Origin of the sequence: Variovorax sp. OK212 (assembly GCF_900112425.1) — a bacterium.
GTDB lineage: Bacteria > Pseudomonadota > Gammaproteobacteria > Burkholderiales > Burkholderiaceae_C > Variovorax.
Genome location: NZ_FOLP01000033.1, coordinates 1 through 25,796 on the forward strand (window position 1 = coordinate 1; position 25,796 = coordinate 25,796).

The window sequence follows — 25,796 nt, forward strand, 5'->3', positions numbered from 1 at the left end:
CCGATCTTCGGTGCAATCGATTCGATCGCCGCCCACAGCGACGGGTACTCCCCACGGTGCTCCTGCACCATCCTCACCGCGCGCTCACGCACCTCAGGTGAAAACTTGTTCGACTTCTTCATGGCTCAATCCTCTCAGAGTGTTGAGCCTCCACAAAATCCGGGGCGATTCAAAACCAACGACTTCCTCATCGATGGTCGCAACCCACGAACAAGGCGCGCTACTGACAGCAAGGGCGATGGCTTCCGGCGTGACGCCTATCGCCGAAAGCTCGCCGGCAGTCATCGTGTTTTCTCCGACCGATGCCCTGACTTTGAACATTGCGCTCACGTCTGTGACAGAGGCAGGCCGAATTTCTGGAGACAAAATTCTCATAAAGGAGTGGTGGTCGCGACCGTCTGCTTGTGGCCGACTGGTGTCGAAGCACTGCCAGCTGAATTTCTATGGAGCGAGGATCGCCCATCGCTCGTGATCGTGCCAACACCCGTTGATTTTCAAGTAGCGAGGTGAGTACCCTTCCTGCAGAAAGCCGCAGGCTTTCACAAGCGCGATTGAGGCGACGTTGGTCGGCTGGATGTTGGCCTCCAACCGATGCAACTCGAGGTTTTGGAAAGCAAATCGAGCTACCGCTTCCAACCCCTTTCGCATCAGGCCTTGTCTCTCGTGACCGGCGAAAACGTAGTAGCCGAGGTAGCCACTTTGGAACGCGCCCCTGACAATATTGGTGATGTTGAAGACGCCGACGAGGCAATCGTCAGCATGCCGGCAAACAAGAAATGCTGCATTTTCAGGAGCAGACATTCGTTCCAGGTACGCTCGAAAATGTTCAGGCGTGGATGGCGGCAAGGTCCAAGGGCTGTGAAGGTCGCAACTCTTCTTAACCGAGGCAAGGAACTCGCGCTCGTCAGACGACTTAAATGGCCGAAGATAAACAGGCTGCCGCATTTCAGGTGTTAGCAATATCTGAGGGAGGCTGCGACATCTTGCCCGATCGAACAAGCATCACGAATGACCGGTCTTGGCCGAATGTCGTCGACGTGAGTTTTCGAGGTTTGTAGCGCTAGATCGTGATTCTGGTCTTCAAGAATGCCAAGTACTTCGGCTCCTCCGCTGAGAACAGTCCTAGTCCACCGCCCATGTATGCGCGCGTCAGTTCATCGGCGGCTCTGTCCAGTGCATCGAGCTCGAACTGACACTGCCCAAGTCGAAGGTGCAGAAACGGGTTTCCAATCGCATCCGGACACCGCATCGCAAACGAGAGGTTGTCTCGCCCTGCGGTGAAGTCGTGACCGAGAAAGTTGGCGTCGCCGATCGCGGCCAGGATCCATGTGCTCGCGTCCCAGTCCGTCTTGGGTTCTGGCACCAGGTCAAACGCTTCCCAGTAAGACGTCAGGGCGAGGCCGTACTCAGCGCGCTTTGCCTGCTGATCGCCCACCGCGCACAGGCGCTTGATTTCGCCATGGATCTCGTCAGTGAGCTCCAGTCCGGCAGCGGCCCGCGAGGCGGCTTCATCCGCTCGGGCCGGCGTGGGCTTCTTGTCCTTCCTGAACGATCCAAACACCATGCCATCTCTCCGCTGTGAACGACGCCTTTTAGCCGGATTGTGCCGGTGACGCGACCGGCTGCTTGTGGCCGATGGCAGCCATCGTATCAGCGGCAGCCACGAGCCCGAAGCGACAGTAGGTCTTACTGAAAAGCAGCTGCTCTGGCGGGTTCTCTATGACGTCGCTTCCTCATCATCGAGCAACGTTGCGCGCATAGAAAGTTACTCGCGCAGCTGTTTGGCTTGAATGGCTTCGCGCAGGCGTTCCATGCCGTAAACATCCATTCTTAATCCGACAGTGTGGCCTCTCGGAATCACCAGAATCTTTTTGTGGAAGAACTCGCAGTCCAAGCCACTGTGGGCTTGGCGCCTGCTGATGTCAGAAGAACGCGATGCGGGGTGTCGACTGCGAGCCAACAGGCTGCTTCACTGGGCTCTGGTAACCGGTTCCACGCAACAACAAATGCAGGGAAAGACTTGTTTTTGCAGGAACTTGATCGACCGTGATCACAAAACCGGAATGCTTGTATTCGATAAAGTATGGATGCGGACGTTCACGGATTACGATCTCCGACGTTAGCCTATCGCGCAGAATGTCGAAGTCCTCGGTGCCCACAAGGACGACATGTTTCTCGTCCGACCATTCCTGGGCATCCAAGCATTCACCACTGGCGGGGGACCCAGATGACGGCGACGCTCCGTACCACGCGCATTCGAAGTGGAGTCCACGCATTTGAGTGGCTGATTGGCATTTGAAGACAACGCCTATACAGCCATCGACCACCGATCCCAAAGGTAGCGCGGGCTGAAAAGGAAAGTCCGTCAAACTGAATTCGACCGGGGACCGTCCAAACTCGACGTCCGCTTGAAAAGCGAGGTCTCCAAGCGGTGTGGAGACGAGCATGTGTCAGTCATCCGTTTTGATCATTCGTTGAGGCTTTGAGTACGCGAGGAGAGGTCCGCTCTTGGCCGACAGTCGTCTAGCTATAGCCGCGCACGATGCACTGAACGCGTTCGGCCAGCGTAAGTGTGACGGGCTGCCCACCCTTCAGTTCTAGGGCCAACTCGTTCTTTCCCCGGATCAACAGGTACCGACGAAGAGCCGTCAGATATTCATCTTCTGTAATCTGGAACTCGAGTTCATCTTGCAGACCGTGGCTTACCTGAACGAACCCTTCCGGGATTTCAATGCCTTCGACTTCGATGAGATATTCGTCAAGGTCCGTGCGGTAGGTAACCTGGTAACCATCGCATCCGTATCCATGCCGTGCGTTTGCGTAGGAAACCAAGCCCGCGGCGTTCCACATGAGATCGGAAAAGATGTCTTCCAGTGCATCTGCCCGTGTAGTACCACTACCAGCACTCACTTCGATTGATTGGGAAGGAGGAGGCGGCTTCCTGCCGAACAGATTGAACAACTTCGAACTCCTGACTTAGTTGCAACACATGTCGTGCGGTGCGGTGCGACCGAACGTCCGGTCCTGGCCGAGGTTGTGTGAAAACGTTCGAAGATCGTGTTTTTGGGAGTAGCCAAACCATTCCCGAACCCTTGATCGTCGATCCTGGCGCGATCTGAGAGGTCGGCTTTCATGCAATGGGTACAGCGCCAGCGTTTTCACACAGCCTCGGCCGACTGTAGACACCTATGGTGGCGCGTCGCTCCACCGGAGTCCAGCGTATCTGTGTATCACGTCAAAGACGCCCCTCGTGGGTGTTGCGAAACGGTCCGCCATCACAGTTTATGTCGCGAGCTTAGCGCCGGTGGGCAGTTCTCCTTGCAAAAACTGTTCGCGCTGGCGCTTGTCGCTCAGCTCCATCTCGAAGTGCACCCATTCACCTTCCCTGAGCAACCCCATCCACCACGGGCCTGACGCTGTATCGGAAAACTGCCAGACGACGTGATAGCCGTCTTCGTTGGAAAAGCCCTCGCCATCGGCTTGGAGAATTCCGCCGAGCTTGTTCCACAGTGCAGTCTTGACGGAGCCCAGCTCGGACCAACCTTCAGCCTCATCTGTGCCAGACAACACTTGAATCGCATAGATGGTCTTCACCTTCGGCAAGTAGTCTCGAAGCCATTTAGCCCCCGTCGCTGGTTCGGCATCCTGAAGCTCGTCAATGAACTCCTCAAGCTCCTCTGCAGCCATCGAACCATCGGACACAGGGTTTCGTTCAATCACGGCAATTTCTCGCCCAGTCTTGTGTACCAGCAGCAGTTCGTCCCATTGGTCATCCGTTCCTGCCTCGACGGTCAGCGTTGAACTCTTGAGTGAGCGCGCGACATCGCTTGCCGGTAGCGTTCGTTCGGTCGTGCTGAGCACGCGAATGTAGTAGGGCATGGCTAAAAACGTTCGCTCCAAGAAAGTGGCAGTGTTCGGCTGTCGTCAGCCGCAATTTGCCAGTCGGATATCGGTTGGATTCCACACCATATGGCGGGCAAAGGCTACAGATTGGGCGGCATGTCCGACCGTCCGCTGCTGGCCGAGGCTGTATGAAAACTCAATTCCATCGCCATCAATCCGAAAGTCGACCTCTCAGATGGGCCCAGGCTGCATCTTTTTGGATGTGCCGAGGGGTCAAGGACCCCTGAAAAGATGACTCCGGGGAGTTTTCACACAGCCTCGGCCGATCTCAGCCCTCGAAGGATAGCCACCGGTCAGCGTGGCTGCGAGAAACCGGGCCAAGTGCGGCGAGGAATTGTGTCAGAACACCATGCCGGTCCGCCGACGCGACCAGTCCCTCGATGAAGCCGGTCGAGACAGCGGTGACCAAGTCGACATCTCCGCTCACCATTGCTGCTTCGACGATGCGCAAAGCGCGCTCCATTCCGGGGACCATTGGGTCGGCAGAGGCATCTACCAGACAGTTCGCAAAGGTCGCTAAGAGCGAAGTCACCGGCGGCTCGTCCGGTGCCCAGTATTTCTTCGCATCCTGAAAGGCTCCCTTCAGCGCCGGCGACTCAGCGGCCAGGTCCTCGAACAAGGTACGGCAAGTGTTGCTCATTCAATGGGTCTCGTGTGCGACTGACCGGGTTCTCGCTGACCTTAGGGAGATCGCAAACTGGGTGGCGTGAGCGAAAGTCCGGTCATGGCCGACTGTAGCCGGTCGTCGTTTCGGAGCTTCGTCCCCGCGACGGGAATCTTAGCCACCCAGTACCTCGCTCGTTTCGTCGGGCGGACTACCGAGGGTGAATAGGAAGTGGGCACGGTACGTCGTGGCTCGCTCCATCTGGCCAAGCGTCTCAGCCGCTCGTTCCATATCTCGCCAGAAGCCGCCTCGGGGGCGCTCCTGAACACCGCACGCCGCTAGGAGGTCCATGCAAGTGAGCAATACCTCCTCGGGAACTTTCTTTTCCACCTCCGCCAGAGCGACATGGTTATCCGGTATGCCCGATGGCAGGCGCAGGGAAACGTACCGCTTCGCAGAACGAAGATGCGCGTGAGCCACTGAAAGCTGTTTGATGTGAACCGGGTCGTTCATAACGTCGCAGGGCCGCAGTACGGCCGGATTTCGTCGCATTGTGCCCGCATGGCGAACGACTGGTTGTGGCCGACTGTAGCCTGACGCTGCGACGGATCAGCCCCGACTTCAGTTCGCCGCGCCCGTCGGCGTGACGTCATAAACGTACCAGATGCCGTCAGCAAAATAGAAGGTGTCATCGCCTGGGCCTAGGAGCGCCGACTCGATCAAAGGTCGATCTACTTCGTGCCCTTTACGCAGGGCCTTTGCAATCGCATCTGTCGTGCAGGTTGCAACGGCGTTGCCGGCCTTCATACACCCGGAGGGCGGAGCGCCATCGTCTGCGTGGGCGCGCCAATCGTGCAGCATTGCCAACGAGTAGCCGCCGTCGTATGGCGGCTTCGTGTAGATCAAATAGTCCTCACCAACCTCATCGGCCTGAACGAATTTAACCAGTGAGGAAAGCAGCTCATCGCTTTCAATGAATCTCTTGACCTGCTGTCGTCCATTCTCCCAGAGAACTAAATCGTCGACAGAGATGAAACGCCGCAGCACTTTCATTCCCCAGTTCACCTGATCATTCTCCGCAGACTTGAACTGATACAGCGTCCACCGCCGCCCTTCGAGTGCTAGCTGCAAAGGTAGTGACTTCCGGCGTTCTGCGAAGGTTGTCATGGGTCAAACGATCGGAATATTGCTAATGTACGGATGGCCGCGGTTCCTGCTTGTCGTTGAACCGACTTCGAACGTCCGCTTGTCGGTAATTTGAGCACTCATTGCCAGCGACCGGTTCTGGCCGGCTGGAGCCTGGCGGCGGCTGCCGGGCGGGGCCCTAAGCAGACTGCCGCATGCGACATTTTCTTTAAAACGTACCGAGTTGAACATGATTGAGCCCCATCTGACCCAGGGCGTCCAGTAGGTCAACTATTGCTTCTGGCGGAGCAGTACCCAAGTCGATTTCTGTTTTCCAGCGGCCTCCCTCCACCGACGGGTAGACCACAGAATGAATGACTTTCTGCTGTTTACCGCTGGCGACAGCTTTGGCGTCACCAAGGTCTATCCAACGAGTTGCCCATGCCGTAAGCGGTTCGATCTGACTCGGAGCGCTGTTCGCTCGAATCTCCAGACGATCCCAGGTGAATGGGCTCAGGGCAACTTGCATTCGATCTGAGAAATTGACTTCGCGAGGTTTGAAGCGGCTCGCGGGGGCTGGCTGGACGAACCGCCCGACCTCGGTCTTCCCGTTGAGGTTCGACATGAAGTCGACACGCAGTTGATCGTACGGTGTAGGTACTGTCATACCGTTAGGTCGGACTAGCACCTCCGAAACACAAGACTGTTTTTTCCGTTTGCACCAGTCCTTTAAAGCGCCCCCAAACCCGACGATGAAGGCAGCCCGTTCCGTCCTAGCTATCTCAAGAACCTCCTGCTTCTCTTTGTTGCCCGCCTGTGATGACAAGCTCGACGCGAGAGATAGGGCAGCGATCATCAATCTGCGGTCAATCAAAAATATGCGGCGCAACTTCAACATGGATCGGGTACGGCTTGCGTTGTCGTTTGAAAGTCTGGTCTCAGGCGAATTTTTTCCCGCGGCGCGACCGACCGGTTGTGGCCGGTTTCCGTCTGTGCTGGCTAGTAGCCGGGTAGCCAAGGCTCCTGCTCGATAGCCGCAAGATTTCCCTCAACCAGATGTCGGAACAGCTCGAGAATCTTGCTTGCTGGCACCTCGTCCATGTGTCGTTCGCCTCTGCCCTCAGCTTCGAGATTCTCGAAGGTGATGTAGCCGCCCCGTGATGCAGCCAAGCTCCACTCGGATTCATGGGTGACTGCCACTGAACCATGCTCGGTATCTTCCGGCCAATCGTCAAGCTCGCGCAACAACGCCAGGAAGTCAGAGTTGGAACTGCCCGAGTCCATGCTGCCGTAACGGTGCGTCAGATTGAATGCCATGGTCGATGGTGATAAGGGTTAGGGCGCAAGATCTGCTTCTGGCCGACTGTAGCCGCTCGTGCCTAAAGGCTTCTCGGCCTGAAGTGGTCATGGCCGCTGTTTCGTCAGCCGGATGTCTCCGTCACCAATCTCCACTTCGCTACCCCATCCGAGGTGACGATAGAGCCGCGCAGCGCGACTCCTGTTCGCGGTTTCGAGCCACGCGGCAGGGTGCCGTTCGAACAACGCGCGTTCACAGGTCCGGGTCAGGCGCGTGCCTATCCCGCAACCCTCATGTTCGGGCAACACAAACAGGGCAAACAGGCACGCGTCGTCCAAGTCGACCATGGCGAAACCAACGACTTCCTCATCGATGGTCGCAACCCACGAACAAGGCGCGCTACGGACAGCAAGGGCGACGGCTTCCGGCGTGACGCCTATCGCCGAAAGCTCGTCGGCAGTCATCGTGTTTTCTCCGACCGATGCCCTGACTTTGAACATTGCGCTCACGTCTGTGACAGAGGCAGGCCGAATTTCTGAAGACAAAGTTTTCATAAAGGAGTGGTGTTCGCGACCGCCTGCTTGTGGCCGCAAGCCGTTAAGCCTCGTTGCGCAGAACTCGAGCGGTAACCCGGTGGGCGCGCACTACATCACAGTAGTTCACCGTCAGCATTTCGTCTGCGTCGTACACAAAGAATGCAAAGGGCGCGGAGCCAAGCTCCTCGCCAAACACAGGCGCTTCGATTCCCAATTCGTTGAGCACGATTGCGACCTCCTCGTTCAGCACAGCTTCTGCAGCCACCAAGTACAACATGTGACGTCGGTCGGCGAGCCCCAAGACGTCGTCCTCCCTCACCTCGTTGTACAGCTCGACTACGACGGCAGCCAAACGGGACATGGCTGTATCAGGGGAGTCTTGCAACGACGAAAGGAACTGCGCGTGTTGCCAGTCGCCAATATGGGTCTGTTCCCATTTCTCTTCATCGGTGCGCAGCGAGACTGCGACATAGCCGTGCTGGATGTGCAAGTCGAGCGACATTCCCGAAATGGGCCGTCCTGTGGTCGGCCCCGGCAGGGCCTCGAAGTCCGCGCGGGCGTCCCGAAGCGCAAGGACCAATTCAGTGCGGACGGCTACAGCGGCAGCTTCGTATCTATTCATCGTGGCTCAGCTTGTGTATTGAAGGACCGCGGCGAGGGGCTGCTCTTGGCCGAGAGTCGTCTTCCTGAGACGCTAGTCATCAAGCGCGCACCTCGTGCGAATCCAAGGAGAGTGAACATCGGCCCGCTCTGCCTCCCACTCGGAAGCCAAATCTAGCAATGCATTCAGGCTAGGGTCGCGATCGAGCAAATGCCCCATCCCGACAACCCTATATTCAGAAGCATTGTCATCGTGCTCCCCGCCGCAGACGAAGCACCAGCTGCCGCCCTCTCTCGAGACAAGGAGGACCGGCTTCACGTCGTCGAAAACGTGGATGCAAATATAGGATTTTTGACCGCGTTGCATTTTTATCGCTATTACTGATGACGCTCTGCTTCTAGGCTCCGTCTCACCGCATTTTGCCGCCGAAGCGAACGACCGGTATGGCCGTTCTGAGCCGCTTAGTCAAGCATAGAAGGAGCAACCCGCTGACGCCAGGCAGCCGACGCATAGGACGCCGAAGAGCCAGACAGACTGGCCGAGGTCGCCGATGCCGCGGGTGGCGTTGTACTGCTTTCGCTTTTGTTGTTCTGCAAGCGAGACATGGGCAACGTCCTCAGCCCAACCCTTTGCGGTCAGAGAGTAAGGAACATCCTTCCCCGGCGTCGAAAGGCGCGCAGCGTCATAGGCGAGATATCCAAAGACGGCAGCTGCAGTGAGCATTACCCAGGAAAAAATCATGGTCCAGATTGTCCGTGAAGCGTGAAGGAGACCCCATCGGCTGTCGGCAGCGACAGTCCAGTCATGGCCGCATTCGGCCGGTCGCGCCGAGCCTACTTGGCATCCGCGAAGCTACGCCCGGTTCTTGAGCGTCAGCACCGACAGCCCGGCGGCAATGAACGTCAGCCCGGCGCCGACGTTCATTCCCTTGATGACCCGAGGACGAGCAGACAACCAGCCTGCGAGCTTCGAGGCAAAGCTGCCTATCGCCGTGAAGATCAGCGCGGTGAGCACCGCGAAGATCGCACCATAGACCAGCATCTGGATTTGCACCGACCCTCGCGCCGCATCCACGAACTGCGGCAGGAAGGCCAGCACGAACAGGCCAGGCTTGGGGTTCAACACGTTGGACATCACGCCAGTAAGGAACACGCGGCTCAGCGACAACTTCGCGGTGGGTGCGAACGAGATCAGGTTGCCCGATGCCAGCGCCTTGTAGCCGAGCCACAGCAGGTAGAGCGCGCCGACGGCTTTCACCACCCAGAAGGCGCCTGGCGAATTCTGGATGATCAGCGACAGGCCCACCGTGGCGGCCAATGTATGGAACATGATGCCGAGCCCCGCGCCGATGGAAGTGAGCGCAGCGGCCGCGCGCCCCTGGCTCAGCCCGCGGCTGACCGCAAGAATGTTGTCCGGTCCCGGCGAGACGACAACAAGCAGGCAGGCGGCGACGTAGGCAAGCATGGTGTTGGTGGTGAACATGGACATCGTTTTAGCACTTGTTTGCGTGCAGCTTCAGAGGGAAAGCAAGATAGCCGAGCCGCGCCAAAGGCAAGCCGCGAAGGCTTTGCCAGTCACGCAAGCATCAAGAATGGGCCGAATCGGACGTACAGCTTGAGCCTTGATTCTTCAAACAACGCAAACGCGTTCAGCGCCTCAGAACTTTCACACGGCCATAAGTCAAGCACGCGCCTCCAGGACTTGAAGCATCTTGGCAAGCCCGTTATCTGTCGAACTGTAGGGATAGTCGAAGTACTCGATCTGCAGCCATTGCGCTTCCTGGCCCGGATGTACGTATTTCTCAAAGTCGTCCACCAGCAACACCTGGTGCGGAGGCACACCGGGGACAAACCGAAGGTCCTTTGTCTCCCCGTGCCAAGTGATGTATTCGACAGCCGAAAACCAATCGGGTGCGACCCCTTCATCCACCAGCAAGCGCGCGATCGTTCTGAATCGATCTTCCTTGACGGTGGTGAACATGACGATGCGAGGGAAAATCTCGGCGCAACGCGTCAGGAAATCTGCCAGACCCGGGCGGGGAATTTGGCTCATCGCATTCGAGATCAAGGTTCCTTCGAGATCGAGGGCAAGAACGTAGTTGGTCATGAGCAGATATCGGTTTGGTTGGCGAAAGGCAGCCTGCGGCAGCGGATTCAAGCGTGCGCCCAACCGAACAACGCAAGGCAGCAGCCTGCGCGTCCAGGCAGTTCACTTCATGAACGTCTGAATGAAGGCCCGGTACAGGGCCAGCGCTTGCCTTCACACTGACTCGCAAGGGCCAGACACGCGTCTGGTCGGCCTGAATGCAGCCTGGCGCGGAAACGCGTTATCACGAAGCAGCGAGGCAAGACCACCTTGCTCGATCGAAGCTCTGGGTTCATTCAATGCGCGGTGACTGCGCTGGAGTGCCATCGACCCGGGCCTGCTGTTTGCACACCTCATCGACGCCATCGCGGCGACTGGCTTCCTCTGGCGGCATCGCGCCGCTGCTGAAGAAAAAGAGATCATTCTCTTTCCAGCATCAACGCTCGGCATCCCGCTCTCGGCAACTCAAGGTCGCATACCTGGCCGCGGGCAGTGCAACCTTGACGCTCACGTCGCGAAGCGTCCGTTGAAGGTCGACCTTGTCGGTGAAGGCGCATTTGTTCTGGCGCGCAAAGGCCTCCAGGTTGTCTGTGCGGCCCTTCACTTTCACCGACACGCCCGCACCCGGACTGACGCAGCACCCCACATACTGGGCCATGTACTCTTCCTCGATGACCACCAACTCGTGGCCCATGAAGCCCGCGGGTTTGCGGAGCAGGTAGTAGTCGGTGTAGTCGATGCGCTGAGTCGGCTTCTTGCCGATCAGCCCGGCATGCATGTAGGCCTGGATGGCCTTTCCGGATGTTCCGGTTCTTTGGGCAGAGCCACTTTTCAGGCGCAACGCATTGGCGAGCCCGTCCTCCAGATTGCTGTCCTGCCCGGCCGATACGTGCAGGGTGGTCAATGCAAAGAGGCCGAGGACGAGAGCTCGCAGGCGGGACACTTTATGCATGGAAAGATCTCATTGGCTGGGTGAAAGGCGAAGTAGAAAGTCGGTTTCTGGCCGGCAACTTTAGCTGGCGTGCGCTGCGAAGCGGTCTCTCGATCTGTGCGAGAGTGGTCATGGACTCAAGCCGATGTGGGCCGCGGCGCAACTTCCAGAGCGCCCACAACTTCGGAGTTGTTCTTCGCGCGGCCCGTGCACCGGGCCAAACGCCGCGATCGAAATCTGCCCCTTGTCAGTCGCGCGTCTCGACATTCGCGTTGACCGAGCTCACCTCGTTGAAGGGGCCGCCCGGCTCAATCGTCCAACGCCTCTTCGAGATCCAGCGCCGCTCGTGCCTCGTGAGAAAGCCGCACCGTGAGCATGTTCACCGCATCAACCACCTCGTCGCGCTCCAGCGTGTAGAGAAAGCCGTGCTTGCGGTTCAGCCCGCCGACTACCGCGAGAAAGTCCGCGGCTGCCTGGGTGACGCGGGCGGTGTATGCCGCATCGTCGGTTCGCGTTGCGTCGGCCTCCCGCACCTGCCGCAGCGCGGACACGAAGGCCGCGCGCGTCTTCTTGACCACGGCAGCCGGAATGCCCTCTCGGCCATCCCAATGCCGCAGCGGGTTTTCCAGATTCTCCGAAAGCCATTCGGGCGACCGCGGCTTGCGCACCGACAGCGCAACGCGCGGCGTTTTCTTGAACGCCTTGCGCACGCCGGCCGCAACCTCGGCAGGCACGCTGTCCAGGCTCAGGCTCGTCAGCACCGGGAGCGCGTCGGGCGCTGGAAAGTCTTCCGGGCCGTAGCCGAACAGGTCGCACAGCCACAGCGCCTCGAGCTTCGGCAATTCCGCCAGCGCCGCCAGTTCAGTCAACTCGCCGGGGGCGCCGAACAGATGCAGGTACCCGATGTCGGGAAAGCTGTCGGCCACGTCACAGAGGTCGAGCTTGCTCACCGCGTCCAGGCGCAGCCCCCGCGCTTGGTCGAGTCCATGCAAGGGCGGCACCGCGCCATGGGCCTGCACCGAGATCCAGCGGCCGTTCTGCTCGGCCACGACGTGCGTGAGCGCACTCGCATCGGGGGTCTCTGCACTGGGCACGTCCACCAGCTCATCGACGGAGGTGTAGCTGTTGGTCCCGCTTTTGCCGTGCACGATCAGCATGCTGAGGCTTTGCGGAAGCACCAGCCGCTCGAGGCCGTCGATGTCGATGACAAGCCGGTCGATATGCGTGCGCGAAAGGTCGATCTCGCGTTGCCCATGCCCGACGAGCGACAGCTCCGACACCAGCGAGGCCGACTCCAGGAACGGCACCAGGTCGTCGCGCCAGCGCTGCAGAAACACCTGGTACAGCGCGGGCCACGCGCACAGCGACGCCATGCGGAACTCGTCGGCGATGCGGTAGCCGCCGTCGTCGCGAAAGCTGCGTGCGGCCGCAAGACGCGTTTGCATGGGCTCGCCGCTGCGGGTGCACTCCAGGCCAGGAATCACGGCCGTCTGCGCGGTGTCGAGGCTTGCCTTGAACGCGGCGGTCAGCTCGGCGGGCAAGGTATTCCAACGGTGCTGCCGAGCGACGATGTCGTCGAAGTTCCAGCCGCCATGGCTGTTGGACTCCGTGCTCCCGCGTACCGGCAGCGTGCCGATTGCACGGTACTTCGAGGGCGCTGGCAGCGGCACGTTGTCGACGATCTCGCGTGGCTGCCAGAACATGAAGCTCTTCACGAGCCGCGGCGCATCGGCCACGTCGTTCAGCGTCGGCATTGCTTCGCCGACCCAATCGAGCAGCGTGACGGTGACCTGGTCATTCGCGGCATTTTTTGCCACGACCTGGCAGGCACCAAAGCGGCCGATGCGCTCGATCGGAAAGCCCAGCACATCGCCGGGCGACAGCACCTGCTGTGTCATGAATGTCGTACTCGATGGAGGTGGCGTGCTCGCGCCGGACCGACGAGTCTACAAGCCGGCTTCGTGAAAATGTCCGGGCTCTTGCCTGCGTGGGAAGGCTTGCGAGCTAAGCCGCTTTGCTGCTCAACGTGACACGGAAGAGCGCGTCCTTCCGGAATTCGTAGTGCCGTGTGTTGGCCCCGAAATCGCCTTTGATCCACCATTTTTCATCCGGGCTTTCTTTCAGCGAAATGCCCGCCTGCGTGAGTGCCTGCCTGGCCTCGTCGAAGGTTTCGAACAGGGGAATGCCCACCTCATCGCGCGCGACCGGCTCGAAGCCCTCGCTGGCTGCGATGTAGAGAAAAACGACGTCCAGCTTCTGCTCCTGGTCGAATCGAAACTGAAAGCCGGACTTGGGGGCTGCGGCCCAATACACGTCCTCGAGGTTCTCGTGCGTCCGGTCGAAGTCGTAGACGACTTGCATGTCCCGCAGCTCCAACAGCTCGATGACCTTGTCGTCTTTCAGCTGCAGCCCCAGCAGTGCCTCGAAATCGAAATTCGTCACTTCTTCGCGTCCTTGCTCTGGAAGAGGCCGATGTAGGGCACGCCGTTGTACAGCCTTGTTGCGTTCTCGACGGGCTCGGTCGGATCCGCATAGGCGAACATCGCGTTCGCAGTGTGGATGCGCTGGCCGGCACAGGCTGCGACGATCGCCTGCACGGACTCTTCCGATTCCAGCGTGCTCATCTCCACCAGCTCTCTGACGGCAACCGGTGCGTCCAGCCGAATGACGAGCAGCAGGTCTTCGTCGTAGAGAAAACGCATTCCCATGTCGACGCAGAAGCCGCAGCCGGTCAGATCGACATCGGAGTCCTCGATGTCCTCGACTTCGTGCGACCAGTAGTCGTCCGCAGCATCGAAGTAGGCGCCGAAATCCGCTTCGGACATCGTCGTCGTGCCGATCCAGAAATGCAGTGCCGAGAACGGTGCGGGGGGACTCGGCGGACCGTAGGTCTCGACCCAGTCGAACAGCGTGCCGGACTTCAATCCGTGCCGTTTCTCCAGCTCGGGGAAACCTCCGGTCGGCGTGCGGTTGAGCGCTTCGTCCACCAGCTGGCGCTTGAAATCATCCGAATGGCGATCTTTGGTCATGTGTCCTCTTCCAATCACTGTGAGCCGGCGCACGCTGCGGCGCCAACGCTCGCAATCGGTTCCCGGGAATTTTGTTCGTGGCGATGATAGTCGTCGGACACAGCGCTCTGGCGTGCAGCTTCGGCAGGCATTCCCATGACTGCGAAGGTGAAGACACAGCCGGCGCACAACCCATGCGATGCATCGCAACCCTTCCCTGCTTGGTGTGGCACACCTCGCGCCCGCCGGCGTTACGTCGTGCAACCCGTGTGCCGTCACGTAACACGCCGCCGCCATCTGCCGACACGGCGCTTAAAGACGAATTCGAAGGTGCTCGCTTTTCGGACGAATGAACCCTTTAGGTCTAGGCGCGCCGTGCCGTTGTGAAGGTTCACGCAACGGCACGCATGTTGCCCCTTGCAGGGGCATGAACATCACCTTCACGTCCGTCTGGAATGCCACGCTGGGCGCCTGGGTCGCCGCTTCTGAAATCACGCGTGCGCGTGGCAAGCGCAGCAGCGGCCGCGCCGCAACATCAGGTGCGCGCAACACGGCCGCCCTTTTTCTGACGGCGGGCCTGTGCGCGGTGGCGCCGCCTTCGTGGGCCGTCTGCCTCCCCGTGGGGGGCGTGGTGAACTGCGTCGGCCCGGCCAATCTCCTGTCACCTTCGTATTCTTCCGCGCTCGACAACCAGACCGTCAATGTCAACAGCGGGGCCACGGTCGGCGTGCTGTTGGGGGCGGGCGGCACCGCGATGTTCCTGTCTGGCGACAACGTGCGGCTCAACAATTCCGGAACGATCGACGTGGGGCTGATGGGGCCGCCGAGCGGCTCGAGCATCGGCGTGCAGATGGGCAGCGCCAGCGCGTCGAACCGCACGATCTTCAACGACGGCACCATCCGTGGCGGCCGCGGCCCGTTCGGCACCCCGCTGGGCGGTCTCGACGGCGTCGCGGTGGACATGCAGAACGCGGGCGCGAGCCAGATCACCAATGCAGGGCTGATCGATACCGGGCTGATCGCAGGTGCGCCTCCTGCCACCTCGTCCGCCGACGCGCCGGTGATCGCCGTCTACGGCAAGGGCGTGATCAGCTTCACCAACACCAGCACCGGCATCGTGGTCGGCCGCATCGGCTTCGACGGCGGCGCCGGCAACACCTTTGTCAATGCCGGCACGCTGCACGGGAGCCTGTCGATGGGCGGCGGGGTGAGCAACACCTTTGCCGCCGTCACCGGCTCGGTGGTGGACATGGGCGACAGCGCGGGTGCGCCGCAACTGGCCGTCACCGGCATGGACCTGGCCTTTGCGCCGACCGGCTTCGTCGACGGCGGGGCCGCGGGCAGCAACACGCTGCGCCTGCAGAATGCCGCCTCTGGCGGCGACGCGACCGCCACCGGCGCCGGCGCGCTGGCGATGGACAAGTACCTCAACTTCCAGCACGTCGCCGTGACCGGCGGCACCTGGGCACTGAGCGGCGCGGCCACCCCCGCCACCGCCGATTTCAAGTTCTCGGGCGGCCTGGCCCAGTTCAGCGCCGCCACGGCCTTCGGCGCGGCGAACCTGATCGGCGGCGGCGGCGCCATCGAGCCGACCGCGGACGGCATCGTGCTGACCAACGCGGTGAGCCTGCCGGGCAGGCTGACGGTGCGGGGCGCCCGCGACCTCACGCTGTCGGGCGCCATCGCCGGCGCCGCCCGCCTCATCCAGGACGGCACGGGCATCACGCGCGTGACCGGCGACAACCCCGGCCTCCAGGCGGCGGCGGTGGCGGGCGGCACGATGCTGGCCACGGGCAACGGCCTGGTCAACGCCTCCACGACGGTGGACGACACCAAGGGAAACAACGCCACGCTGCAACTGGCCTCCGGGGCGGTGACCGGCCATGTCATCGTCAACAACGGCGGGGTGCTGACCAACGCGGGCACCGTCGGCGTGCCCGGCATCGGCTACGGCGTGCAAGGCGCGGCGGGAACGGCCACCGTCAACAACAGCGGCACCGTCTACGGCCACCTGGCGATGCCCCTGGACGGCGGAGGCACGGTCAACAACAGCGGCGGCAGCATCATCGGCGTCGACCGCGGCATACAGGCCCAGACGGCGACGAGCACGCTCAACAACACGCTGGGCGGATCGGTCCGGGCGTCCGGCTACGCCGCGGTCTTCTTCGCCGGGGGCACGGTCTTGAACAGCGGCGGCAGTTCCATCGTTTCGACCAACGACCTGGGGCTGGCAATCATCGGGAACGCGAACGTGACGAACACGGCCGGCTCGACGATTTCCGGCAGCATCGGCGTCGTGGTGCAAGGCGGCACGTCGAACATCAGCAACGCCGGGCAGATCAACGGCGGCGTGAACCTGAACACCGGCAAGGCGAACCAGGTGACCTTGCACAGCGGCGGGCAGATTGCCGGCTACCTGAGCATCGGTTCCGTGTCCGGGTCCACGCTCACGCTGGACGGGACCGGCAGCCAGGCCTATTCGGACGCGGTCACGGGCGCGACCACCTTCGGCGGCGACCTGGTCAAGGCCGGCAGCGGCACCTGGACGATCGACAGGCCGCTGGCCCCGGTCACCGCCACCATCCAAGCGGGCACGCTGGCCCTGGGCGCGGGTGGCAACCTGGCCCTGACCACGGCGGTCAACATCGCCGCGGCAGGCGCGAGCTTCGACATCGGTGCGGGCGGCGCACAGACCATCGGCGACCTGCAAGGCGTGGCCGGCTCCGGCCTGGCGCTCGGCGCGAAGCGGTTGACCTTCGGCACGGCCGCCGACACGGTGCTGGCCAGCACCGTCACAGGGTCGGGCACGTTGGTCAAGAACGGCACCGGCACCCTCGCGCTCGACGGCAACAACAGCGGCTTCAGCGGCGGGCTCACGGCCAACGCGGGCCGCGTGGACATCGCGGCGGCCAATGCGCTCGGCACGGGTGCGCTGACCATCGGCGGCAACGTGGCGCTGGGCACCCCGGGCGCGATGACGCTGGCCAACGACGTGACCCTGAACGCGGGCAGCCGGCTTTCGCTGGCCAACGCATCGGCGCTCACGCTGGCCGGCAACGTGACCGGCGGCGGCGCACTGGTGAAGGACGGCGCGGGCGTGCTGTCGCTCATGGGCGCGGCCAGCAGCTTCCAGGGCGGCACCACGCTGAACGCCGGCACGCTGCGGCTGGGCAGCAACGTGGCGCTGGGCAGCGGCGCGCTCACGGTGGGCGGCGCGGCCACGCTCGACGGGAGCACGGCGCTCTCCCTGGCCAACGACATGGTGCTGAACGCCACGCTCACGCTGGCGTCCAGCGACGTGCTGGCATTCGGCGGCAAGCTGACCGGCGCGGGGTCGCTGGTGAAAAACGGCGCCAGCGCGCTGGTGCTGACGCAGGGCAGCCTCTACACCGGCGGCACCACCGTCAACAGCGGCACGCTGTCGGTCATGAACACGGCGGGCAGCGCCACGGGTGCCAGTGCCGTGCAGGTCAATTCGGGCGCGCAGCTCACGGGCAGCGGCAGCATCGCCGGCCCGGTCGCCATCGCCAGCGGCGCGCGGCTGTCGGTGGGCAACGGCGTGAGCGCCATGCGCACCGGCGCGCTCACGCTGGCCGCGGGCTCGAACATCGATTTCGACCTGGGCCAGGCGGGCATGGCGGGCGGGCCGCTGAACGACCTGCTCAACGTCGACGGCAACCTGGTGCTGGGCGGTTCGGTCAATGTCACGCAGTCGGCGGGCGGGGTGTTCGGCGCGGGGCTGTACCGCCTCATCAACTACACCGGCACGCTGACCGACAACGGCATCGCCATCGGCACGGCGCCGGTGGCCGCGAGCAACCTGGTGCTGCAAACCAGCGTGGCGAACCAGGTGAACCTGATCAACACCTCGGGCCTCGTGCTGAACATGTGGGACGGCGGGAACAGCGCCAACTACAACGACAGCAAGGTCAGCGGCGGCAGCGGCACCTGGCGCGCCGGCACGCCCGCGGACGGCTGGACCGACGTGGCCGGCAGCGCCAACGCGCCCTGGGCGCAGGGCGGCTTCGCCGTCTTCGGCGGCACCGCCGGCACCGTCACCGTCGACAACACGGGCGCGGGCGGCGCGGTGCGCATCGGCGGCGCGCAATTCGCAATCGACGGCTACACGGTGGCGGGCGACCCGCTCACCATCACCACGGCCGGCACCAACCTGCGCGTGGGCGACGGCACCGCCGCCAGCGCGGGCATGACGGCCACCATCAGCTCGAAGATCACCGGCGCGGGCGGCATCGCGAAGGAAGACGGCGGCACGCTGGTGCTGGGCGGCGCCAACGACTACACGGGCGGAACCACGGTGCACGGCGGCGTGCTGCAGATCAGCGCCGACACCAACCTGGGCGCGGCCAGCGGCGGGCTCACGCTGGACGGCGGCGCATTGCGCATCGCGGGCGCGGCGGGGCCGGTCACGTCGAACCGGGCGATCACGCTGGGCATTTCCGGCGGCACGCTGGACGTGGCGGGCAGCGTGTTCGGCGCGGTCGGCGGCATCACGGGGCCGGGTGCGCTCACGGTCACGGGCAAGGGCGGCACGCTGGCGGTGGCCACGCCCAACGACTACATCGGCGGCACCGTCCTGCAAGGCGGCGCCACCATTTCTGTGGGCACCGGCGGCACGCTGGGCACGGGCCCGGTGCAGCAGCAAGGCAACGGCACCCGGCTGGTGTTCGCGAACGCGGCCGACGCGGGCGCCAACAGCTACACGGTCGGCCGCGCGGGCGGCACCGACGGCGGCAACCTTCTGGCGTTCGCTGGCGCTTCGACCGCAGGCACCGCGAAGCTCGCGGTCAACGGTGCGGGTTGGCAGGCGGCGGACGCAAACTCGCTGTCGTTCGGCGATACGAGCACCGCGGCCGGCGCCACTGTCGCCAACCTCGGCGGCAGTGTGAATTTTCTGCAAGGCAGCAGCGCGGGCAGCGCGACCATCGTCAACGGCGACAAGAGCCTGGTGGGTTTCACGAACGCGGCATCCGCGGGCAGCGCGAAGATCGACAACCTGAGCGGCGGCACCGTGTACTTCGCGGACACCGCGTCGGCCGCCAAGGCCACCATCGCCAATGCCCAGGGCGGCACGCTCGACGTGTCGGGCGTGACCGCCAAGGGCGGCTTCGAGGTGGGCGAGCTCTCCGGCGCGGGCGCCGTGGTGCTGGGCGCCACGCAGCTCACGCTCGGGCGCGCGAACGGCAACGACGTGATTGCCGGCGCCATCAGCGACAAGGGCAGCCAGTTCGCCCAACCCGGCGCGGGCACCGGCGGCGCGATCGTCAAGGTCGGCAGCGGCACGCTCACGCTCTCGGGCGCCAACAGCTACACCGGCGGCACGGCGTTGCGGCAGGGGCGCCTGGACGTGGGCCACAGCCAGGCCCTGGGCACCGGCGCGCTGACGATGGACGACGACACCACGCTGGGCTTCAGCGCGGACCACGTGACCATCGCCAACGCGATCCGGCTCACGGGGCAGAACGACCCGGTCATCGACACCGGCGCCTTCGACGGCGCGCTGAGCGGCGGCATCAGCGGCGGCGGCTTCATCACCAAGCAGGGCACGGGCACGCTGACGCTGTCGGGGGCCAACACCTACACCGGGGCAACGAACGTGGCGCAGGGCACGTTGAAGGCCGGTGCCGTGAACACGCTGAGCGCGGCTTCGGCACACAGCGTGGCTTCGGGTGCCACGCTCGACCTTGCGGGCCTGAGCCAGAGCGTGGCCTCGCTTGCCAACAGCGGCACGGTATCGCTGGCCGGTGCGACGGCGGGGGCCACGCTCACGGTGAACGGCAACTACGCCGGCAACAACGGCGTGCTGCGGCTCGGCACCGCGCTGAGCGGCACGGGTCCGTCGGACCGCCTGGTGATCAACGGCGGCACGGCCACCGGCAAGACGAGCGTGCAGGTCGCGAACCTCGGCGGCCTGGGGGCGCTCACTGTGGGCAACGGCATCGAGGTGATCAGCGCGCAGAGCGGCGCGACCACCACGGCGCAGACGACGAAGGACGCGTTCGCGCTCGCAGGCGGCCACGTCGATGCCGGCGCGTACGAGTACCGGCTGTACGCGGCCGATGCCAGCGGCGCCGGCGAGAACTGGTTCCTGCGCTCGAGCACCAACGCGGCCACGCCGCCGGGGGTGCCCGGGACGCCCGGCACCCCAGGCGTCCCGGTGGTCACTTATCGCGCGGAGGCTTCGCTGTACGCAGCGCTGCCGAGCCAGCTGCGCCAGGGCAGCCTTGCGATGCTGGGGGATGTGCGCAAGCGCGTGGGTGACGACGACGTCAAGGGCGGGGCGACCCTGCAGGCCGGGCCCGACCGTCGTGCCTGGGCGCGCGTGCTCTCGGCGGACATCGACATCCAGCAGGGCGGGGCCGTGTCGCCGAAGAGCAAGGGCCGCCTGACGGGCTTCCAGGCCGGCACCGACTTGTTGGCCACGCCTAACTGGCGCGCCGGCATCTACGTCGGCCAGCTCGACGGCGATGCGCGCGTCAACGGTTTCGCCAGCGGCATCCAGAACCTGGGCGTCGGCCGCAGCGATCTTCGCAGCCAGTACGTGGGCATCTACGGCACCTACACCGGCGACAGCGGCTTCTACGCCGACGCCGTGGTGCAGTCGGGCCGCCACCGCTACACGGTCGAGCCGCTCGCCAGTGCCGGCGTCGGCGGCAAGGGCAACAGCCTCTTGGGCTCCATCGAAGTGGGACAAGCCTTCGCGATCGGCGGCAGCGGCTGGACTGTCGAACCGCAGCTGCAGCTGATCCATCACCACATGGACCTGAACAATTCGGCCATCGCCGGCGCCATTGCGCAACCGCAAACCGACAGCGGCTGGATCGCGCGGGCAGGTGTTCGCGTGAAGGGCCAGATCGACACCGGCATGGGCACGCTGCAGCCTTACGGCCGCTTCAATGTCTACAAGACTTCGAGCGGCACCGACATCGCACGCTTCGTGAGCGGCGCGACCACGACCGACATCGCGGCACCCACCGGCGGCACCAGCACCGAGCTGGCCGGCGGCTTCACGCTGGCCCTGAGCCAGTCGACCAGTCTCTACGGCGAAATCGGCAAGCTCTGGTCATCGGGTGGCAATGCGAAGGTCAAGAGCTCGATCAACGGCTCGCTCGGCGTTCGCGTGAAGTGGTGAAGTGGCGAAGTGGTGAAGGGCTGTCTACAGCCCGGCACACGAAGGCGTCAGGACTGTCGACGTCGCGGTATTCGAACCGCCTGTGACCGCTGGCTCGACGTCGACGCGAAAGACGCACGTGTAAGGCGGAAAGACGTTGCTGCGCTGCTTCGAGCACCGTCGGGACAGCCGATGCACAGCGCTTGCGGCTCCAGTGATGCGGCAGCCGGCTTCGCTTCGGCCAGATACCTGCGCTTGTCGTGTGCGGTGGCCTGAGATCCCGCGGCCTCTGCAATTTCCTGCGTGGCTTGGGGTTCGAGCTGCGATCAGGCCGGCCGCTGCCTCAACACCGTCTCTCCCGTCCGAGGATCCGTCAAGGTGACGTTCTCGAGCGCCTTGATGCGCCACTCGCCACTCTGGCGCGTCAGTACCGCAAGGATCAACGTGTCGACCGCGTGCGGACCTGCCGGGTGAGCCGCGCCGGCCGTGAGGCGGCTCCAGAAGTGCGCGACTGCGGCGTCGTCGTTGATGGCGGTCACGTCGATCAGCTCGTTCTCGAGCGTGGAGTCGCTGTAGATGGTCGAGTGGATGGGGGCATGCAGGGCGACGATGGCGTCGACGCCGCGCACGTAGTGCCCGAACCGGTTCACGAATGTCGCGTCGTCATGGAACAGGGCACCAAGGGACGCCATGTCGTGGCTGTTCCAGGCGGTCTGAAACGCCTGGGGAACGTCTTCGGGTTGTCTCATCCGGATCCTCCGAACATGTGAAGCAACGATGCAATTCAGCGCTTGCGCGATCGGCTTCCTTGCGCGTACCTCCAGAGTATCTTCGTGAGCGCTTCAGGGGCAAGCCGACACCTCGGACAAGCCCCCGCCCCTTCAGACGCTCGTACCGGCCACGATCGCAATGCCCCGGATCTGCCCCGCCGCCGCAGCAGCGGTGGCCGGCTTCGCATAGCGCAACGGCGCGAAGCGGTGCAGCAACTCGGCCTCGCGAATGCGCGCCGATTCCAGGTTCGCAAGCTTCACGTGCCCGAAGCCGCGCACCGACATCGGCAGGGCCGCCACGCGCGCGGCGGTCGACTGGTTGTCGGCCGTCAGCTCGCCCGACATGCCCTGCAGCAGGCCTTCGAAATGCGAGATCAGTTCGCGCTCGGTGCGCCGCTCCTCGGTGTGGCCGAACAGGTCGAACGCCGTGCCGCGCAACCGCTTGCCGTGCGCCAGCCACTTCATCGCCGGCAGCATCCACGCGCCCAGGCGCACCTTGGCGGGCGCCTGCCCATTCGCGGGGCGCGAAATCAGCGGCGGTGCCATGTGGAACTCGAGCTTCAGGTCGCCTTCGAACTGGTCCTTGAGCTTCTGCAGGAACGCACCGTCGGTGTACAGGCGCGCCACCTCGTACTCGTCCTTGTAGCTCATGAGCTTCAGCAGGCTGCGCGCCGCGTTGCGCGTGAAGGGCAGGCTCGCATCGCCGCCCGGCAGCGCGGACTCGACCGCCTGCAGCGCGCGAATGCGGGTTTCGAAGCGCGTCGCCCACGCCGCGTTCTGGTAACCGGTGAGGTGAAGGCGAGCATCGGCTATCAGCGTTTCCAGCGGGCGATCGTCGGCCTGCTGCGACGGCGCTGCGGCCGGCGCGGCGCGCAACTGGTCGAGCGCCGCGGCATCGCCGGCGGCCAGGCGGCCCAGCGAGAAGGCCGACTGGTTGGCCGCCACGGCCACGCCGTTGAGTTCGATCGCGTGCATCAGCGCCTCGAGGCTCAGCGGCACCAGGCCGCGCTGCCATGCATAGCCGGTGGCCACGATGTTCGAGGCCAGCGTGTCCCCCAGGAACTCCTCAGCCAGGCTCTGCGCGTCGAAGGTCTCGACCTGTTCCTCGCCGGCGACGAAGCGCATCTTCTCCAGCAGCAGGTCGACGTGCAGGTCGGCATCGGGGTTGCGCAGCGACTCGGCCACGGGAATCTCGTGCACGTTGGCCAGCACGCGCGTGCGGCCGTGGCGCACCGTCTGCAGCGCGTCGGGCGAGGCGCCCACCACCACGTCGCAGGCCAGGATGGCGTCGGCCTGCTGGGTGTCGATGCGCACCTGGTTCAGCCGCTCGGGCGCATCGGCCAGGCGCACGAAGCTCAGCACCGAGCCGCCCTTCTGCGCGAAGCCCATGAAGTCGAGCACGCTGGCCGACTTGCCTTCGAGGTGCGCGGCCATCGCAATGACGGCGCCCACCGTCACCACGCCGGTGCCGCCCACACCGGTCACCAGCAGGTCGTACGGCGCGGTCCAGGCATGCGCCGCGGGGTGCGGCAGTGCGGCCACGCGGTGCAGGAAGGCGTCGCGCCCGGCCGCCAGCGCGCCGCTCTTGCGGCGCAGCTTGCCGCCGGTGACGCCCACGAAGCTGGGGCAGAAGCCCTTGGCGCAGGAGTAGTCCTTGTTGCAGCTGGTCTGGTCGATCTTGCGCTTGCGGCCCATGGGCGTTTCCTGCGGCAGCACGGCCACGCAGTTGCTCTGCACGGTGCAGTCGCCGCAGCCTTCGCACACGGCTTCGTTGATGTACAGGCGCTTGGGCGGGTCGGCCAGTTCGCCCTTCTTGCGGCGGCGGCGTTTCTCGGCGGCGCAGGTCTGTTCGTAGATCAGCACGGTCACGCCGGCCATCTCGCGCAGGCGGCGCTGCACGTCGTCGAGCGCGGCGCGGTCGTGGAACTCGGTGCCTTGCGGAAAGCGGTTCCTGATGGCGTCGTACTTGCCGATGGCGTCGCTCACCACCACCACCTTGGTGACGCCTTCGGATTCCACCTGGCGCGCAATGGCGTCCACGCTGATGACGCCGTCCACCGGCTGGCCGCCGGTCATGGCAACCGCGTCGTTGAACAGGATCTTGTAGGTCAGCGTGGCCTTGGCCGCCACGGCCTGGCGGATGGCGAGATAGCCCGAGTGGTAGTAGGTGCCGTCGCCCAGGTTCTGGAACACGTGCGGCGTCTTGGTGAACATGGCGTGCGAGATCCAGTCGACGCCCTCGCCGCCCATCTGGATCAGGCCCGCGGTGCTGCGGTCCATCCAGTTGGCCATGAAGTGGCAGCCGATGCCCGCGCGCGCGGTCGAGCCTTCGGGCACCTTGGTGCTGGTGTTGTGCGGGCAGCCCGCGCAGAAGTACGGCAGGCGCTTGACGGCGTCGCTCGCGTTGCCCAGCAGGTCGGGCGGCGTGAAGTCGCGCACGTGCTGCAGGTGGTCGCCCAGGTCGCGGTTGTCGGGGAAGTGCACGGCCAGCCAGTGCGCCACCAGCTCGATGAGGCGCGAGGGGCGCAGCTCGCCCAGCGCCGACACCAGCGGCTGGCCCTCGCGGTCGTGCTTGCCCACGAGCACGGGGCGTGCGTCGGCGGGGGCGTTGTAGAAGATGTCGCGCAGCTGCGACTCGACCACCGCGCCCTTCTCCTCGACGATGAGGATTTCTTCGAGCCCCTGCGCAAAGGCCTTGAGGCGCGTCTGCTCCAGCGGAAAGCTCAGGCCCACCTTGTACAGGCGCACACCGGCGCGCGCGAGCTGCTCGGGCGAGAGCTCGAGCCGGCGCAGCACTTCCATCAGGTCGTGGTGCGCCTTGCCGCAGGTGACGATGCCCACCTTGGCATGCGGGCTCACGATGACGTGGCGGTCGATGCTGTTGCGCTGGGTGAAGGCGGCCACGGCCGCGAGCTTGTCCTCCAGCCGCGACTCGATGCGCAGCGACGGCAGGTCGGGCCAGCGGTAGTGCAGGCCGTCGGGCGGCGCGCGGTGGCCGGTGGCCGCGCGCACGGCGTCGGCGTCTTCCCAGGCCGCGACGCGCGCGTTGACGGCGTCCAGGTCCACGGTGCCCGCGCTCTCCACGATTTCGGACAGCGCCGCCATGCCGACCCAGGCTCCCGAGTAGCGCGACAGCTCGTAGCCGTACAGGCCGAACTCCAGGTACTCGGCCACGCTGGCCGGCTGCATCACGGGCATGCGCCAGGCCATGAAGGCGTGGTCGCTCTGGTGCGGCATCGACGACGACACGCAGCCGTGGTCGTCGCCCGCCACCACCAGCACGCCGCCGCGCGGCGACGAGCCGTAGGCGTTGCCGTGCTTGAGCGCGTCGCCCGCGCGGTCCACGCCAGGGCCCTTGCCGTACCACATGGCGTACACGCCGTCGACGGTGCGCTCGGGGTCCGACTCCACGCGCTGCGTGCCCAGCACCTGCGTGGCGGCCAGTTCCTCGTTCACGGCCGGCACGAAGCGGATGCCGGTCTTCTTGAAGCGCTCGCCGGCCTTCCAGATCGCCTGGTCGACCATGCCCAGCGGCGAGCCGCGGTAGCCGCTGACGAAGCCCTGCGTGTGCAGGCCGCGCGCCGCGTCGCGCTGGCCCTGCATCGCGAGGATGCGGATCAGCGCCTGCGTGCCGGTGAGGAAGACCGAGCCGGCGTCGGCCCAGAGGTTGTCGGAAAGCTGGTAGTCGGGCCGTCTGAGTGCGGCCGTGGGAAGTGGGGCGTTCATGCCCCGAATTGTTCTGCCCCACCCCGAGGAAGTGTTTCTTCAATACACTGGCGCAGACCCTTGTTTGAAGAATAATCCTCT

General features: G+C 64.1%; 22 protein-coding genes and 1 pseudogene. 1 reads left to right on the plus strand and 22 read right to left on the minus strand.

Features of this window, described 5'->3' with window-relative positions:
* The 20 genes and pseudogenes from BM004_RS41110 to BM004_RS38485 all read right to left on the minus strand — a co-directional run.
* A pseudogene (locus BM004_RS41110) lies at positions 1–122 on the minus strand (IS3 family transposase); the annotation flags it as partial.
* On the minus strand, positions 94–330 hold the full coding sequence (locus BM004_RS38400; RefSeq protein WP_177206765.1) for a hypothetical protein: 237 nt from the start codon (positions 328–330) through the stop codon (positions 94–96). The pseudogene BM004_RS41110 and the gene BM004_RS38400, both read right to left, overlap by 29 nt.
* Before the next feature lie 111 nt (positions 331–441).
* Positions 442–945, minus strand: coding sequence for a GNAT family N-acetyltransferase (locus tag BM004_RS38405; RefSeq protein ID WP_093221842.1), 504 nt, complete (start codon positions 943–945; stop codon positions 442–444).
* 115 nt (positions 946–1,060) lie between these two features.
* Positions 1,061–1,564, minus strand: a complete 504-nt coding sequence (locus BM004_RS38410; protein ID WP_256220265.1) for a tetratricopeptide repeat protein — start codon at positions 1,562–1,564, stop codon at positions 1,061–1,063.
* A gap of 358 nt (positions 1,565–1,922) precedes the next feature.
* Entirely contained in the window at positions 1,923–2,447 is a 525-nt protein-coding gene (locus BM004_RS41115) for a hypothetical protein (protein ID WP_143072653.1), read from the minus strand.
* Between the two features lie 76 nt (positions 2,448–2,523).
* A complete protein-coding gene (locus BM004_RS38415; protein WP_143072654.1) occupies positions 2,524–2,961 on the minus strand; it encodes a hypothetical protein in 438 nt (145 codons plus the stop codon).
* A gap of 321 nt (positions 2,962–3,282) precedes the next feature.
* Positions 3,283–3,879: a hypothetical protein gene (locus BM004_RS38420; RefSeq protein WP_093221847.1), complete on the minus strand. Its 597-nt coding sequence runs from the start codon at positions 3,877–3,879 to the stop codon at positions 3,283–3,285.
* A gap of 292 nt (positions 3,880–4,171) precedes the next feature.
* Positions 4,172–4,543: a DUF7674 family protein gene (locus BM004_RS38425; protein WP_093221849.1), complete on the minus strand. Its 372-nt coding sequence runs from the start codon at positions 4,541–4,543 to the stop codon at positions 4,172–4,174.
* A gap of 585 nt (positions 4,544–5,128) precedes the next feature.
* Entirely contained in the window at positions 5,129–5,674 is a 546-nt protein-coding gene (locus tag BM004_RS38435) for a hypothetical protein (RefSeq protein ID WP_143072655.1), read from the minus strand.
* Between the two features lie 187 nt (positions 5,675–5,861).
* On the minus strand, positions 5,862–6,530 hold the full coding sequence (locus tag BM004_RS41120) for a hypothetical protein (protein WP_143072656.1): 669 nt from the start codon (positions 6,528–6,530) through the stop codon (positions 5,862–5,864).
* Between the two features lie 101 nt (positions 6,531–6,631).
* Positions 6,632–6,949, minus strand: a complete 318-nt coding sequence (locus BM004_RS38440; RefSeq protein WP_143072657.1) for a hypothetical protein — start codon at positions 6,947–6,949, stop codon at positions 6,632–6,634.
* A gap of 87 nt (positions 6,950–7,036) precedes the next feature.
* Positions 7,037–7,393, minus strand: a complete 357-nt coding sequence (locus BM004_RS38445) for a GNAT family N-acetyltransferase (RefSeq protein ID WP_093221931.1) — start codon at positions 7,391–7,393, stop codon at positions 7,037–7,039.
* A gap of 133 nt (positions 7,394–7,526) precedes the next feature.
* Positions 7,527–8,087, minus strand: coding sequence for a hypothetical protein (locus BM004_RS38450; RefSeq protein ID WP_093221859.1), 561 nt, complete (start codon positions 8,085–8,087; stop codon positions 7,527–7,529).
* 444 nt (positions 8,088–8,531) lie between these two features.
* Positions 8,532–8,807 carry a hypothetical protein gene (locus tag BM004_RS38455; RefSeq protein ID WP_093221861.1) on the minus strand — a complete coding sequence of 92 codons (276 nt, stop codon included), beginning with the start codon at positions 8,805–8,807 and terminating at the stop codon, positions 8,532–8,534.
* Positions 8,808–8,918: 111 nt separating this feature from the next.
* A complete protein-coding gene (locus BM004_RS38460) occupies positions 8,919–9,548 on the minus strand; it encodes a LysE family translocator (RefSeq protein WP_093221934.1) in 630 nt (209 codons plus the stop codon).
* 198 nt (positions 9,549–9,746) lie between these two features.
* Positions 9,747–10,172 (minus strand): NIF family HAD-type phosphatase, encoded by a 426-nt coding sequence (locus BM004_RS38465; RefSeq protein WP_093221863.1) that lies wholly within the window; start codon positions 10,170–10,172, stop codon positions 9,747–9,749.
* Positions 10,173–10,587: 415 nt separating this feature from the next.
* On the minus strand, positions 10,588–11,103 hold the full coding sequence (locus BM004_RS38470; RefSeq protein ID WP_093221865.1) for a hypothetical protein: 516 nt from the start codon (positions 11,101–11,103) through the stop codon (positions 10,588–10,590).
* Positions 11,104–11,390: 287 nt separating this feature from the next.
* On the minus strand, positions 11,391–12,980 hold the full coding sequence (locus tag BM004_RS38475) for a hypothetical protein (protein WP_093221867.1): 1,590 nt from the start codon (positions 12,978–12,980) through the stop codon (positions 11,391–11,393).
* Between the two features lie 106 nt (positions 12,981–13,086).
* Positions 13,087–13,524, minus strand: coding sequence for a hypothetical protein (locus tag BM004_RS38480; protein WP_093221870.1), 438 nt, complete (start codon positions 13,522–13,524; stop codon positions 13,087–13,089).
* Positions 13,521–14,111 carry an immunity 22 family protein gene (locus tag BM004_RS38485; RefSeq protein WP_093221873.1) on the minus strand — a complete coding sequence of 197 codons (591 nt, stop codon included), beginning with the start codon at positions 14,109–14,111 and terminating at the stop codon, positions 13,521–13,523. Before BM004_RS38485 ends, BM004_RS38480 begins: the two co-directional genes overlap by 4 nt.
* Before the next feature lie 406 nt (positions 14,112–14,517).
* Between BM004_RS38485 and BM004_RS38490 the strand changes: the two genes are divergently transcribed.
* Positions 14,518–21,240, plus strand: a complete 6,723-nt coding sequence (locus BM004_RS38490; RefSeq protein ID WP_093221876.1) for an autotransporter outer membrane beta-barrel domain-containing protein — start codon at positions 14,518–14,520, stop codon at positions 21,238–21,240.
* Between the two features lie 305 nt (positions 21,241–21,545).
* Here the strand turns inward: BM004_RS38490 and BM004_RS38495 are convergent, their stop codons facing one another.
* On the minus strand, positions 21,546–21,968 hold the full coding sequence (locus tag BM004_RS38495) for an SgcJ/EcaC family oxidoreductase (protein WP_093221879.1): 423 nt from the start codon (positions 21,966–21,968) through the stop codon (positions 21,546–21,548).
* A gap of 132 nt (positions 21,969–22,100) precedes the next feature.
* Entirely contained in the window at positions 22,101–25,715 is a 3,615-nt protein-coding gene (locus BM004_RS38500; RefSeq protein ID WP_093221881.1) for an indolepyruvate ferredoxin oxidoreductase family protein, read from the minus strand.
* Positions 25,716–25,796: the final 81 nt, after the last annotated feature.